The following is a 14,958-nucleotide window of genomic DNA, read 5'->3' on the forward strand; positions in this document are numbered from 1 at the left end:
GTTATGGATCAAAGTACTACACAAATTTATAAACGTCTTGTCTCATATGTTGGCGCCTACAAAAGCGTGGCTTTCGTCGCAATTATTGGGATGATAGGTTATTCAGCAATGGATGCTTTATTTATTCAGTTAATGAAGCCGTTTATTGATCAAGGTTTGAACCAGCGTAATACAGAAGTTTTAAAGTACGCTCCTTTTGTCGTTATCGCGTTAGTACTCGGACGTGGAGTGTTCAACTTTATGTCTTCCTACTGCTTAAGTTATGTAGGCTCCCAAGTTGTACGTTCTTTACGCCAAGAGTTATTTGAGCACATACTTCATTTACCTGTGTCATTTCATGACAAAAACTCAACGGGTGATTTAATTTCAAAAATTACCTTTGATACAGAACAAGTTCAACAAGCAATTACTAAAGCATTACTAATAGTCGTACGTGAAGGGGCGTTTGTTGTATTTTTACTGGCTGTGATGTTTTATACCAGCTGGCAATTATCACTGATATTTTTAGTGATCATTCCATTAGTGGCTATTATTGTTGCCGTAGTATCTAAACGCTTTCGCCATATTTCAAAAAATATTCAATCGGCTATGGGGCAAGTGACTCGCAGTTCTGAGCAAATGTTAAGTGGGCATAAAGTAATTCATGGTTTTGGTGGTCAAGATCAAGAGATTAATCTCTTTTCAAAAATTAATAATCATAACCGTCAGCAACGTATTAAAATGGATGCTACTAAAGCGCTTAGCGTGTCTATTATTCAAATTTTAGCGGCAAGCGCTATGGCTGTTATTTTGTGGGCGGTGTCTCTTCCATCAATGATTGATACAATTACCTCTGGTGACTTCATGGCATTAATTGCCTCTATGATGATGTTACTTCGCCCACTAAAACAACTTGCCAATGTAAACAGCGATATGCAGCGAGGCATTTCTGCAGCGCAAAGTATATTTTTAGTTTTAGACGAAGAAATGGAAAAAGATACCGGCACTGTTTCAGTTGATAAAGTTAAAGGTTTAATTGAAGTTAAGAACGTAACCTTCAAGTATCCAACGAAAGATGAAGCCGTATTAAACGATTTATCATTAACGATTAAAGCGGGCGAAAGTATTGCCTTAGTAGGGCGCTCAGGCTCAGGTAAGTCAACAATTTCTAACTTGTTACCCCGCTATTATGACTTAGAGCTACCGAGTGAAATATTACTGGATGGCATAGCACTACAGGACTATAAATTAACAGATTTGCGTCGCCAATTTGCTTTAGTGTCTCAGCAGGTCGTGTTATTTAACGATACGATTGCCAACAATATTTGTTATGGCATAAAGCACGATGTGTCTGTTGAAGAGTTAGAGCAAGTTGCAAAACAAGCCCATGTTTGGGAATTTGTTAAAGACCTTCCTGAGAAATTAAATACCATGGTAGGTGAAAATGGGGTGATGCTCTCAGGTGGCCAACGCCAACGAATTGCTATAGCGCGTGCAATATTAAAAGATGCCCCTATTTTAATTTTAGATGAAGCAACCTCAGCACTTGATACAGAGTCTGAAAAGCTTATTCAGCAAGCATTAGAAACGCTAATGAAAGATAAAACCTCTATTGTTATTGCGCATCGATTATCTACTATCGAAAATAGCGACCGAATTTATGTTATTGATAATGGTCGTGTAATAGAAAGTGGCGATCATAATAGCTTACTAGCAAATGACGGTACTTATTCAGCGCTTTGCAAAATGCAGTTTGGTGATCAGGCGTGAGCAAAATAGAACAAAGTTGGTATAAACCATTTGGTTTAATTACCTTGTTGTTATTGCCTTTAAGTGCTTTGTTTTGGCTTATATCGTCATTTCGTAAATTTTTGTACCGCACTAAAATCCTTAAATCATTTGAGTGTAAAACGCCTGTTATTGTAGTCGGCAATATAAGTGTAGGCGGAAATGGTAAAACACCTTTTGTTTTGTGGCTTTATGAATATTTGACAGAGCAAGGCTTATCAGTGGGTATTATTAGTCGAGGTTATGGTGGGCAATCAGATAATTACCCATTATTAGTCACTTCAGTTGTTGATGCCCAGCAGGCTGGAGATGAGCCTGTACTTTTATACCACCGTTTAAAGTGCCCAATAGCGGTTGGCCCTAATAGACAACACAATATCGATTTATTAGAGAGTAACCATACATTAGATGTCATTATTTCTGATGACGGAATGCAGCATTATAAAATGCCTCGCAGCATTGAGTGTTGTATTGTTGATAGTGAACGCCGCTTTGGTAATGGTTTTGTTATGCCTGCAGGGCCACTTCGCGAAACCACTAAACGCTTACAAAGCGTTGATATAGTAATTGAAAATGGCGGTGAGGCTAATAATAGCTACGTGCTGCAAGTAAGTAACCTTCGCTTAGTTAATTCAAGTGATGATGTAATTCCTACAGTGAGCCATGCACATGCAATAAGTGCGATTGGTAACCCTAAACGGTTTGAAAACTCATTAGAAGCACAAGGCATTACGTTACTATCGACTCATCATTTTAGAGATCATTATGCTTACAACGCAGATGATTTTACCCAGTTTGGTGATGACTGCATTATAATGACCGAAAAAGACGCGGTTAAATGTAGTTCCTTTGCAAAACCTAATTGGTATTATTTACCTGTAGATGCACAACCTACCGATAACGTAATAAACACATTAAATTCAATATTAAAAGAAAAAGGAATACTCAATGGCCTTTGATTCAAAACTACTCGAAATAATTGCCTGCCCAGTTTGTAAGGGCAAATTACGCTTTGATAGAGAAAACAACGAATTAATTAGCACTGCTGCTAAGCTAGCTTATCCCGTTCAAGATGATATTCCGGTATTGCTTGAAAACGAAGCACGTGAGTTGTCTTTAGAAGAGGTTGAAAAGTGGAATTCGTAGTTGTAATTCCAGCTCGTTTTGCATCCACTCGACTACCGGGTAAGCCGCTTGCTGATATTTGCGGTAAGCCAATGGTTCAACATGTTTACGAAAAAGCATGTTTATCAGGTGCTAGCAAAGTTGTTATAGCAACCGATCATCAAAAAGTATTCGATGCAGTGAGTTTATTTACTAGTGATGTAGTAATGACTCGTGAAGATCACCAATCGGGTACTGAGCGTTTAGCTGAAGTGGTTGATTTACTTAATCTCGATAGCAATACAATTGTGGTTAACGTACAAGGCGATGAGCCATTACTTGCACCAGAAAATGTATCTCAAGTTGCTGCACTACTAAGTGATTCAACAGCACCAATGGCAACGTTAAGTGTTGCTATTGAAGAGCGTGATGAAGTATTTAATCCTAATGCCGTTAAAGTGGTTAGTGATATCAATAAAAATGCGCTGTACTTTTCTCGTGCAAGTATACCATTTGATAGAAGTACAATGATGAATGACAGCAGTGCTCTTAATTTAGCACCGTTCCAGCGTCATGTAGGTATTTATGCATACAGAGCGGGTTTTATTAAACAATATATAGAGCTGAGTGTATCGCCACTTGAGTTACTTGAATCGCTTGAGCAATTACGTGTGTTGTATCATGGTTATAAAATTAAAATAGAACAAGCTCAAATAGCACCTCATGCAGGGGTTGATACGGCCGATGACTTAGCAAAAGTGATAGCGCATATTAAAAGTACCAACGCGTGAGTGAACAAATAAATAAAATATTAAAAATCGTATTCACTCATAACGATTTTTATATTTTAGAAAAACCTGCGGGTCTTAATTTTCATTCAGAAGACGGACCCGGCTTTGTTGTGTTAGCCGAAAAACAATTATCGCAAAAGCTTTATGCTGTTCATCGATTAGATAAAGTGACATCAGGGCTTATTATTTTAGCCAGAAATAAAGCCGCCGCGGCTGCTTTTACTGTGATGTTTACAGAGCATGCAATTGATAAATTTTATTTAGCGATTAGTGATGCTAAACCTAAAAAAAAGCAAGGTTGGATAAAGGGCGATATGGCTAAATCTCGCCGAGGTTCATTTAAGTTACTAACGAGCAAGCTTAATCCTGCAATTACTCGGTTCTATTCTTTAAGCTACAAGCCTGGGTTTAGAGGATATATTTTAAAACCTTACTCTGGAAAGACGCATCAATTAAGAGTGGCACTAAAAAGTGTTGGCTCAGCTATTTTAGGCGATGCAATGTATTCAGGTACGCCTTCAAATCGTACCTATTTACATGCATATGCCTTGAGCTTTTTATGGCAAGGTGAGCAAATACAGCTTAGTTTATTACCTGATAGTGGTGATGAGTATTTAGCGTTAATTAAACATCAAGATTTTCAAGCATGGCAGTCGCCATGGCAACTGGATTGGTAAATGAGCGAAAAAGTTACAGATATACGTTTTGGCGGAATTAAACGTTTATATGGTCATCAACAATTTGAATGGCTTCAAGATGCACACTTTTGTGTTGTAGGTATCGGTGGTGTAGGGAGCTGGACTGCTGAAGCACTTGCACGGACAGGTGTTGGTAAAATAACATTGATTGATTTGGATGATATTTGCGCCACTAACGTAAATAGACAAATTCACGCGTTAACTGGCACTATTGGCCAAGCTAAAGTAGATGCAATGAAAGTGCGCTGCGAGCTCATTAATCCACAGTGCCAAGTTAATGTAATAGATGACTTTATTACCCTTGATAATATTCAAGAACATATTCAAGGTTTTGATTACGTAATAGATTGTATTGATGCAGTTAAAGAAAAAGCGGCATTAATAGCGCATTGCAAACGTAATAAGCTGCCTATAATTACAACCGGTGGTGCTGGCGGGCAAACTGACCCTAGCCAAATAACCTTTGGTGATGTAGCAAAAACTACGCAAGATCCATTACTTGCAAAAGTACGTTATATTTTACGCAAGCAGTATAATTTTAGTAATAACCCTAAGCGTAAGTTTAATATTGACTGTGTTTACTCTACAGAGCAATTGGTTTACCCAGGAAGCGATGGCAGTGTATGTCATGCAAAGCAAAGTGCTGATGGCACGATGAATATGGACTGTAATAATGGCTTTGGCTCTGTGACTATGATCACAGGAAGTTTCGGCTTTTTTGTTGCGGCAAAAGCCGTGCGTAAATACTTAGATAAAAAACAACGATCACAAGCTTAGTTAATCTGAACTCTGGTTAAGAGCTTAATAACATTATTAAATAATAAAGGTATTTAATAATACTCCTCTCTAGCCAGTGATTTTCAGTGAAAATAAAGCGAATTTACGCGTCGAGGCTAACCTATCGCAAGTAAATTCAAAGCAGTTAGCGTTAAAAATGCAGCTAGAGATATATTATTATCCAGACTTCAGGTTAACTAAGCTTGTGTTGTGCCATGGTTTGTATTTTATCAACCATGGCTTTAATACCATTACCACGTGATGCGCTTAAGTGGCTTATAAGGCCGAGCTTTTCAAATTCTTCATACGCATTTTTATTCACCACTTGCTCTGGTGTGAGCCCATTGTAAAGCGCTAAAATAACGGCTAATAATCCTTTTACTATACGTGTATCTGAGTCACCAATTACAACAAGTGTATTTTCTGTTAAATCAAATTCAACAAACATCCATACTTTGCTTTCACAGCCAGGCACAAGTGCGTCATCAGTTTTTAGAACATCGGGTAACACAGGTAAAGTTTTGCCCAAAAGCATTATTTCACGATATTTTTGCTGCCAAGCGGGGGCATTTTTTATAGATTCTGTAACTTTGTTAAACGTATTTGTCATGAGTTATCCTAATTAATTCTATTAAAGTGACGTTTAGTCTAATAAAGCGATGCATTTTTTAAGTGAATTAATAAATATATCTACATCGTTGTAAGTGTTATAGAAAGAAAAGCTCGCTCTTAGTGTTCCATTAACCCCTAAATGTGTCATTAGGGGTTGCGTGCAATGGTGTCCACTTCTAACTGCTACCCCATATCCGTCAAGTAAAGTTGCCAAATCATAAGGATGTTCATCATTTAAGTTAAAGCAGAGAGTACCAATATTGTCAGATAGGTTGCTGTATATTGTAATACCCTCGACCTTAACTAGTGCTTGGGCAGCGTAGCTAAATAATTTTTGTTCATATTGTCGCATTTGTGCGTGATCTAATTTATTTAAATAATCTAATGCAGCACCAAAGCCTAAAACCCCCGAAATATTTGGTGTTCCAGTTTCAAATTTTGCGGGCGCAGGACGATAAGTACTGTGAGTTAAGTAAACTTTATCGATCATTTCTCCACCTGATTGGTATATATCTAAAGCGTTTAGTTCTTCATATCGACCATAAAGCACACCTAAGCCTGTTGGACCGAGCATTTTGTGGCTTGAACACACATAAAAATCACAGTTTAATTCACGTAAATCGGGTTTTAAATGCATGGCACCTTGTGCACCATCAACTAAAACAAGTGAACCTTCATCTTTAGCAGCTTTTATCAATGGCTTTAAATTGGTGATATTACCAAGCGTATTAGACGCTTGTGTAATAGCTAATAGGGAAGGCTTTGTTTGCTTTATAAATTCACAGCATTGTTCTGTTTCAAGCGTACCATCTTGATTGAGTGGAAGCGTAACCAACTTAGCACCTGTTTGTTGGCTAAGTATCTGCCAAGGAACAATATTGGCGTGATGCTCGAGAACAGATATGACGATGGTATCATTTTCGTCTAATCGATTTCTTAAACCATTGGTGACCAAGTTAATGGCTTCTGTAGCACCTTTAGTCCATACAATTTCTTTACTAAACACATTAAAATACTGCGCTATTTTATCTCGTACTTGTTCATATAAATGAGTGGCTTGATCGCTAAGTGTATGGCGGCCACGGTGTACATTAGCGTTTTGAAACGTATAGAATTCAGTCATTGTATCTATAACTGATTGAGGCTTTTGTGAGGTTGCTGCAGAGTCCAAATAAACCAGCGGGCAGCCGTTTATTGTTTGATTTAATGTTGGGAAATCGTTTCTAATTTTATTTATATCAAACTTTAAAGCAGGCATGGCTCATCTACATCTTCATTTAAAGGCAGGAATTGTAATCTGTTTATGATATTTCTCAAGTACAGGTTAATAAAAAAGGCCGCAAAAGCGGCCTTTTTCAAACTAACAGCGTTAATTAACGCTTGTCAGTTGATACGTAGTCACGTTGAGTGTAACCAGTATACATTTGGCGAGGACGGCTGATCTTATGACCAGGTTGAGATAGCATCTCATCCCAGTGAGTGATCCAACCAACAGTACGTGCCATTGCAAAGATTACAGTGAACATGCTTGTTGGAATACCAATCGCTTTTAAGATAATACCAGAGTAGAAATCTACATTAGGGTATAGTTTCTTCTCTACAAAGTACGGGTCTTCTAGCGCGATTTTCTCAAGTTTCATTGCAATATCAAGCAATGGATCTTGGATATTAAGCTCAGCTAAAACTTCATGACACGTTTGACGCATTACTGTAGCGCGTGGGTCAAAGTTTTTGTAAACACGGTGTCCAAAGCCCATAAGGCGGAACGGGTCTGCTTTATCTTTCGCTTTTGCTACATATTCATCGATACGATCAACTGAACCAATCTCTTCTAACATGTTTAAACATGCTTCGTTTGCGCCGCCGTGAGCAGGTCCCCATAAAGATGCAATACCAGCAGCAATACATGCATACGGGTTAGCACCCGATGAACCTGCAAGACGTACTGTAGACGTTGATGCATTTTGTTCATGATCAGCATGAAGCATGAATATTTTATCCATTGCTTTAGCTGTTATAGGGTTAACTTTGTATTCTTCAGCAGGTACAGAGAACATCATGTGTAAGAAGTTTTCTGCATAGCTTAAATCATTACGTGGATAAACGAACGGTTGGCCGATATTTGTTTTATAAGCCATTGCAGCAATAGTTGGCAATTTAGCAACTAATTTAACAGCGCTTGTTTTACGTTGGCTAGCATCAGTAATATCAAGGTCTTCATGATAGAAAGATGATAAAGCGCCCACTACACCACACAGCATAGCCATTGGGTGAGCATCAAAACGGAAACCTTGGAAAAAGTTAGCAATTTTCTCATCCAGCATAGTGCTGCGAGTTATTTGCTTAGCAAACTCTTCGTATTGCTCTTTTGTTGGTAATTCACCGTTAAGCAATAAATAGCAAAGTTCAATGTAGTTTGAATCCTCAGCTAATTGCTCAATTGGATAACCTCGGTGAAGTAGAACACCTTTACCACCATCAATGTAGGTGATTGCAGATTCACAAGAACCAGTCGACATGAAACCTGGGTCATAAGTAAAGTGACCGTATGAACCTAACGTACGTACGTCGATTACATCTTGGCCAGCAGTGCCTTGATAAATTGGAAGTTCGATTGGATCTAGCCCATCAATATGGACTGTGGCTTTCTTATCTGCCATCGTTATGTATCTCCTATTAAGATATCTATTCTGATTTTTAGATTTTAAAGTTCTAAAATCTGTTTTAAGCACATCTTCGCATTTTAACGTGAAAGAGGGGGTTAAAGTCAATTTTTATAAACATTATGCATATATGTATAATAAATATTCGGTATTAATTAAATATAATACTATTGGCTAATTCGCAAACATCTCTAAATAAACAAGAATTGTAAAAAGCCCTGTGGGTATATATACTAACGGTGGTTTTAAACCGTATTGTATTTGGGTAAACACTTTCTTAACATCTTAAAATTTACATGATTGTGAACTTTAATTGTTTTGATACGTTTATTTTGATAGTTCCATCAGTAATATTTGGTGGGTTTTTAGAAAAACAAGTAGATGAGCTCCACTGTGAGCAAAGATGGGCAAGTAACTGTGAAAAAGCAAAGACCTGTAAATCTAGATCTAACAACTATATCTATGCCGGCAACGGCTAAAGCTTCAATTTTTCACCGCGTCACCGGTGTTGCATTGTTTTTTGCTTTAACGTTTGTCATTTGGGCTTGGTCTGAGTCCCTCTCTTCAGCTGAAAGTTTTGAATTCGTCAAGGGTCTGTTTAACGGATTCATTGCCAAATTTATAGCTTGGGGCACTGTTTCTGTATTAGTTTATCACCTTATCGGTGGTATTCGTCATATGATTATGGATATGGGACATTGGGAAGAACTCGAATCAGGTAACCTCAGCGCTAAAGTTTCAATGGCTCTTGGTGTTGTGTTTGCCGTATTGGCAGGGGTGTGGATATGGTTTTAAATCAAGCAACTCTAAAACGTGATGGTGTACAAGATTTCGTATCTTTACGTACCACGGCATTAATAATCAGCGCGTACGCGATTTTTATTATCGGCTATTTTCTAGCGACGCCAGAAGTCACATTCGAAGCCTGGACAGGCCTCTTCTCTAACCTAGCAATGAAAGGGTTTACTTTAATTACCCTTGTTTGCATTATGGTTCATACCCACATTGGCCTTTGGCAAGTTCTTACAGACTATGTTAAGTGCGCTAAGCTTCGTGCAGCTTTAGGTTTTGTATTGAGCCTAATGTCACTTGCTTACGTAGCTATTGGTCTAATCGTATTATGGGGTGTTTAAGTGAAATATTCTGTTCGTGAATTTGATGCCGTAGTAATTGGTGCAGGTGGTGCAGGTATGCGCGCTGCTTTAGCAATTACAGAATCTGGCAAAACGTGTGCATTAATATCTAAAGTATTTCCAACGCGTTCACACACTGTATCTGCTCAAGGCGGTATTACGGTAGCGCTTGGTAATTCACACGAAGACAACTGGGAATGGCATATGTACGATACCGTTAAAGGTTCCGATTTTATCGGTGACCAAGACGCTATCGAATACATGTGTCAAACTGGCCCAGAAGCTATTACTGAATTAGAAAACATGGGTTTACCATTTTCTCGTTTTGAAAATGGCCGTGTTTACCAACGTCCTTTCGGTGGTCAATCGAAAAACTTTGGTGGTGAACAAGCCGCACGTACTGCAGCTGCTGCTGACCGTACTGGTCATGCTTTATTACACCTTCTTTACCAACAAAACGTTAAAAACAAAACAAATGTATTCTCTGAATGGTATGCACTTGATTTAGTTAAAAACGATAATGGTGATGTAGTAGGGTGTACTGCAATTGAGATTGAAACTGGTGAAATCACTTTCTTCAAATCTAAAGCAGTTGTATTAGCTACTGGTGGTGCAGGTCGTATATTTGCATCAACAACTAATGCTCACATTAACACTGGTGACGGTGTTGGTATGGCAACACGTGCTGGTATTTCTATGCAAGACATGGAAATGTGGCAGTTCCACCCAACGGGTATTGCAGGTGCTGGTACGCTAGTAACTGAAGGTTGTCGTGGTGAAGGCGGTTATCTTTTAAACAAAGATGGCGAGCGCTTCATGGAACGTTACGCACCAAACGCAAAAGACTTAGCGTCTCGCGATGTTGTTGCGCGTTCAATGATGACTGAAATCCGTGAAGGCCGTGGTTGTGATGGTCCTTGGGGTCCACATCTTAAGTTAAAACTTGACCACTTAGGTGAAGAAACGCTTAACTTACGTCTTCCAGGCGTATGTGACCTTGCTAAAACATTTGCTCACGTTGACCCTGCTAAAGAGCCAATTCCAGTAATTCCAACTTGTCATTATATGATGGGTGGTGTTCCTACTAATGTAAATGGACAAGCGCTACAAATTGATGCTCAAGGCAACGAAACAGTAGTTCAAGGTTTATTTGCAGTAGGTGAGATTGCCTGTGTATCTGTACACGGTGCGAACCGCTTAGGTGGTAACTCATTACTAGATTTAGTTGTGTTTGGTCGTGCTGCGGGTAACTTCTTAGGTAAGTACCTGAATGACGTTGAAATATCTAAAGCGGCTTCAGAATCTGACTTAGAAGCGTCTCTTGCACGTTACAATCGTTGGGAAAACTCAACGGCTGGCCAAGGTGAAGATCCAGTTCAAATCAAAAAAGACCTACAGCAATGTATGCAGCTTAACTTCTCGGTATTCCGTGAAGGTGATTCAATGGCTTCAGGTCTTCAAGAACTTAAAGAAATTCGTGAACGTCTGCAACATGCTCGTCTTGATGATAAATCATCAGACTTCAACACGCAGCGTATCGAATGTCTTGAACTAGATAACTTAATGGAAACAGCTTACTCAACTGCAGTAGCTGCAAACTTCCGTACAGAAAGCCGTGGTGCACATTCTCGCTTTGACTTCCCAGATCGTGATGACGAAAACTGGTTATGTCACTCAGTATTTAATCCATTAACGGATGAAATGAGCAAGCGTGATGTAAACTATGCGCCTAAAACGCGTGAAGCTTTCCCACCTAAAGCACGTGTTTACTAGGAGATAGACGATGGCACAAGTACAATTTTCAGTTTATCGTTATAATCCAGATGTTGACAACGCTCCTCGAATGCAAGAATACACCTTGCAAACAGAGGAAGGTCACGACATGATGGTATTGGATGCACTTATTCTTTTAAAAGAACAAGATCCAACATTATCTTTCCGTCGTTCATGCCGTGAAGGTGTGTGTGGATCTGATGGTGTTAACATGAATGGTAAAAATGGTTTAGCATGTATTACTCCTTTATCTACGCTGCAAAAAAATGGCAAAGGTAAAATCGTAGTACGTCCTTTACCTGGTTTACCGGTGGTTCGTGACCTTGTTATTGACATGAGTCAGTTCTACACTCAGTACGAAAAAGTTAAACCTTATCTAATTAATGATCAGCCTGCAGCAGGCGAACGCCTTCAATCTATTGAAGAACGTGATAAATTAGATGGGCTATATGAGTGTATTTTGTGTGCATGTTGTTCAACATCTTGTCCTTCGTTCTGGTGGAATCCAGACAAGTTCATTGGTCCAGCAGGCCTTCTTCACGCTTACCGTTTCTTGGCTGATAGCCGAGATACAGCAACTGAAGAACGTTTAGCGGATTTAGACGATGCGTTCAGTGTGTTCCGTTGCCACAGTATCATGAACTGTGTTAGCGTTTGTCCTAAGGGTCTTAATCCGACCAAAGCAATTGGACAAATCAAATCTATGTTATTAAACCGAGCGGTTTGATTACTTAGTAAACGTAAGATGGCTAATACAGATTATTAGCCATCTTGTTATGATAACTATTAATTTCTGCGCTAAAGAAAAGGGCTTATAAATGCACGAAGGTGTGATGAAGGCATGGCTAGAATCTTCACATTTAAACGGCGGCAACGTTGCTTATGTAGAAGAGCTTTATGAAGCGTATTTAGACGATGCGACTTCTGTGCCAGATGAATGGCGAGAAGTGTTCGAACAATTACCTAAAGTTGATGGTGTGGATGTTGAAATAAAACATTCAGAAGTTCGAGCGCAGTTTGCACAGCTTGCAAAAAACAAGCATAGAGAAGTAGTGGTAGCAGAGGGTAGTGGCGGTGACCTTAAACAGGTTAAAGTTCTACAACTTATTAATGCTTTCCGTTTTCGTGGACACCAAAATGCAAACCTAGATCCATTAGGTATTTGGCAACGAGAGCGTGTACGAGATTTAGAGCTAGAGTACCACGACCTATCTTCAAGTGATTTTGACCGCGAGTTTAACGTAGGGTCGTTTGCCGTAGGGCGCGATACTATGCCTTTAGGTGAACTATACCAAGCACTAAAAACTACATATTGTGGTTCAATTGGCGCTGAGTATATGCACATCACATCAACAGAGGAAAAGCGTTGGTTACAACAGCGTTTAGAATCTGTTCAGTCTAGGCCAAAATTCTCAAAAGATGAAAAGCTACGTATCCTAAAAGGTCTTACGGCTGCTGATGGTCTTGAAAAATATTTAGGGGCTAAGTTCCCAGGTGCTAAGCGTTTCTCACTCGAAGGTGGCGATGCGTTAGTTCCAATGCTAAAAGAGCTTATTCACCGCGCTGGTGAAAGCGGCCAACAAGAAGCTGTTATTGGTATGGCTCACCGTGGTCGTTTGAATGTTCTTGTGAATGTACTTGGTAAAAATCCATCAGAATTATTTGATGAATTTGCCGGTAAACACAAAGAAACATTAAGTTCTGGCGATGTTAAATATCACATGGGTTACTCATCTGACTTTGCTACTAAAGGTGGCAATGTTCATATGGCGCTTGCGTTCAACCCATCTCATCTTGAAATTGTAAATCCGGTAGTTATGGGCTCAGTTCGTGCTCGCCTAGATCGCTTAGGTGACAGCTCTGGTATTAAAGCTCTACCAATTACAATACATGGTGACTCTGCAGTTACTGGCCAAGGTGTTGTACAAGAAACATTTAACTTGTCACAAACTAATGGCTTTAGCTGTGGTGGTAGTATACGCATTGTTGTAAATAACCAAGTAGGTTTTACAACGTCTAAACAAGATGATGTTCGCTCAACTGTATATTGTACTGACATAGCCAAAATGGTTCAGTCACCAATATTTCATGTTAATTCTGATGATCCTGAAGCTGTTGCATTTGTTACACAACTTGCACTTGATTTCAGAAATCAGTTTAAACGCGACGTAGTTATCGATTTAGTATGTTACCGTCGCCATGGTCACAATGAAGCTGATGAGCCTAATGCAACTCAGCCTATAATGTACCAAAAAATTAAAAAACACCCAGTTCCACGTTTAATTTACGCTGATCAACTGATTGCAGAAGGCTCTTTCTCTGAACAAGAAGTTAAAGCTCTAGCAGATGATTACCGTAATGCATTAGATGAAGGCAACTGTGTTGTTTCAGAAATTCAGCCAGAGACTTCGCATTCTTCAGATTGGGCTAAATATGTTGGCCACGAGTGGAATGTTGATTACGACGCGAGTGTTTCTGTTGAAAGACTAAAAGAACTGGGTGAAAAAATTGCAACTTACCCAGAGCAATATGTTGCTCAATCTCGTGTTAAAAAGATTTACGATGATCGTAAGTTAATGGCAAGTGGTGAAAAAGCGCTTGATTGGGGTATGGCAGAAACACTTGCTTATGCAACAATTGCGACAGAAGGCACTGACATTCGTTTAACTGGACAAGATTCTGGTCGTGGTACATTCTTCCATCGCCATGCTGTTGTTCATAGTCAAACTGATGGTGCTACGTACACTCCTTTAGAGCATCTAAGTAAAGACCAAGGTACTTTCCAAGTATTTGATTCGGTTTTATCTGAAGAAGCAGTTGTTGCTTTTGAGTATGGTTATGCAACAGCAGAGCCTACATCACTAATACTTTGGGAAGCGCAGTTTGGTGATTTCGCCAATGGTGCACAGGTTGTATTTGACCAATTCTTAAGTTCTGGTGAGCAAAAATGGGGCCGTTTATGTGGTCTTACAATTTTGTTACCGCACGGCTACGAAGGTCAAGGCCCAGAGCATAGTTCAGCGCGTTTAGAGCGTTTCTTACAACTATGTGCTGATCACAACATGCAAGTGTGTGTTCCGTCTACTCCGGCACAAGTTTACGCTATGCTTCGTCGTCAATCAGTTCGACCACTTCGTCGTCCACTGATTGTAATGACACCTAAGTCGTTACTTCGTCACCCTCTTGCTACTTCATCACTTGAAGAGCTTTCACACGGTGTTTTCCATAATATGATCGATGAAATTGATGATATTAACCCGGAGAAAGTAGAACGTGTTGTATTTTGTAGTGGTAAAGTTTACTACGAACTATTACAAGAACGTCGTAAGCTTGAGCAAGATAATGTTGCAATTGTACGTGTTGAACAGCTATATCCGTTCCCGCACGATGAAATGAAAACAATTATAGAGCGCTACCAACACGTAACTGATTTTGTATGGTGTCAAGAAGAGCCACAAAACCAAGGTGCATGGTACTGTTCACAACATCACTTTATTGATGCAATCCCACAAGGTGCTAAATTAAAATATGCAGGACGTAAAGCATCTGCATCACCAGCGTGTGGTTACATGTCAGTACATACTAAAGAACAACAAGCGCTCGTTGCCGACGCGCTTACTATAGAAAATAAAGGATAAGC

At 39.4% G+C, this 14,958-nt stretch carries 14 protein-coding genes; 11 read left to right on the forward strand and 3 right to left on the reverse strand.

All coding sequences use genetic code 11. From position 1 onward, the window contains the following. Positions 1-3 precede the first annotated feature (3 nt). From msbA to tcdA, 6 genes are read left to right on the forward strand one after another with little or no spacing between them, the layout of a single operon-like run. A complete protein-coding gene (msbA, locus tag I6F49_RS01955) occupies positions 4-1,749 on the forward strand; it encodes a lipid A export permease/ATP-binding protein MsbA (RefSeq protein WP_197178144.1) in 1,746 nt (581 codons plus the stop codon). Then, positions 1,746-2,726, forward strand: a complete 981-nt coding sequence (gene lpxK / locus I6F49_RS01960) for a tetraacyldisaccharide 4'-kinase (protein WP_197178145.1) — start codon at positions 1,746-1,748, stop codon at positions 2,724-2,726. The genes msbA and lpxK overlap by 4 nt, the downstream gene beginning before the upstream one ends. After that, positions 2,716-2,913: a Trm112 family protein gene (locus tag I6F49_RS01965; protein WP_024599582.1), complete on the forward strand. Its 198-nt coding sequence runs from the start codon at positions 2,716-2,718 to the stop codon at positions 2,911-2,913. Before lpxK ends, I6F49_RS01965 begins: the two co-directional genes overlap by 11 nt. Then, a complete protein-coding gene (gene kdsB, locus I6F49_RS01970; protein WP_166419635.1) occupies positions 2,901-3,662 on the forward strand; it encodes a 3-deoxy-manno-octulosonate cytidylyltransferase in 762 nt (253 codons plus the stop codon). Before I6F49_RS01965 ends, kdsB begins: the two co-directional genes overlap by 13 nt. After that, entirely contained in the window at positions 3,659-4,339 is a 681-nt protein-coding gene (locus tag I6F49_RS01975) for a TIGR01621 family pseudouridine synthase (RefSeq protein ID WP_197178146.1), read from the forward strand. The genes kdsB and I6F49_RS01975 overlap by 4 nt, the downstream gene beginning before the upstream one ends. Beyond that, positions 4,340-5,137 (forward strand): tRNA cyclic N6-threonylcarbamoyladenosine(37) synthase TcdA, encoded by a 798-nt coding sequence (gene tcdA / locus I6F49_RS01980; RefSeq protein WP_197178147.1) that lies wholly within the window; start codon positions 4,340-4,342, stop codon positions 5,135-5,137. Positions 5,138-5,330: 193 nt separating this feature from the next. Here tcdA and I6F49_RS01985 read toward each other — a convergent pair whose 3' ends face one another. From I6F49_RS01985 to I6F49_RS01995, 3 genes are all read right to left on the reverse strand, one after another. After that, a complete protein-coding gene (locus I6F49_RS01985) occupies positions 5,331-5,747 on the reverse strand; it encodes a SufE family protein (protein WP_197178148.1) in 417 nt (138 codons plus the stop codon). Between the two features lie 33 nt (positions 5,748-5,780). Next, on the reverse strand, positions 5,781-7,007 hold the full coding sequence (locus tag I6F49_RS01990; RefSeq protein WP_197178149.1) for an aminotransferase class V-fold PLP-dependent enzyme: 1,227 nt from the start codon (positions 7,005-7,007) through the stop codon (positions 5,781-5,783). A 115-nt stretch (positions 7,008-7,122) separates the two neighbouring features. After that, on the reverse strand, positions 7,123-8,409 hold the full coding sequence (locus tag I6F49_RS01995; protein ID WP_166419630.1) for a citrate synthase: 1,287 nt from the start codon (positions 8,407-8,409) through the stop codon (positions 7,123-7,125). Positions 8,410-8,829: 420 nt separating this feature from the next. Between I6F49_RS01995 and sdhC the strand changes: the two genes are divergently transcribed. The 5 genes from sdhC (at position 8,830) to sucA (ending at position 14,956) form a co-directional block, all read left to right on the forward strand. Continuing rightward, positions 8,830-9,207 (forward strand): succinate dehydrogenase, cytochrome b556 subunit, encoded by a 378-nt coding sequence (gene sdhC, locus I6F49_RS02000; protein ID WP_166419657.1) that lies wholly within the window; start codon positions 8,830-8,832, stop codon positions 9,205-9,207. Then, complete coding sequence (gene sdhD, locus I6F49_RS02005) at positions 9,198-9,545, forward strand: succinate dehydrogenase, hydrophobic membrane anchor protein (RefSeq protein WP_166419629.1); 348 nt, start codon at positions 9,198-9,200, stop codon at positions 9,543-9,545. Before sdhC ends, sdhD begins: the two co-directional genes overlap by 10 nt. After that, positions 9,546-11,318: a succinate dehydrogenase flavoprotein subunit gene (sdhA, locus tag I6F49_RS02010; RefSeq protein WP_166419628.1), complete on the forward strand. Its 1,773-nt coding sequence runs from the start codon at positions 9,546-9,548 to the stop codon at positions 11,316-11,318. Between the two features lie 10 nt (positions 11,319-11,328). Beyond that, positions 11,329-12,045 carry a succinate dehydrogenase iron-sulfur subunit gene (locus I6F49_RS02015; RefSeq protein ID WP_002961804.1) on the forward strand — a complete coding sequence of 239 codons (717 nt, stop codon included), beginning with the start codon at positions 11,329-11,331 and terminating at the stop codon, positions 12,043-12,045. A 91-nt stretch (positions 12,046-12,136) separates the two neighbouring features. Continuing rightward, positions 12,137-14,956 (forward strand): 2-oxoglutarate dehydrogenase E1 component, encoded by a 2,820-nt coding sequence (sucA, locus tag I6F49_RS02020; protein ID WP_197178150.1) that lies wholly within the window; start codon positions 12,137-12,139, stop codon positions 14,954-14,956. Positions 14,957-14,958 lie beyond the last annotated feature (2 nt).

Source organism: Pseudoalteromonas sp. SWN166, assembly GCF_015864485.1.
In the GTDB taxonomy this organism is placed as follows: domain Bacteria; phylum Pseudomonadota; class Gammaproteobacteria; order Enterobacterales; family Alteromonadaceae; genus Pseudoalteromonas.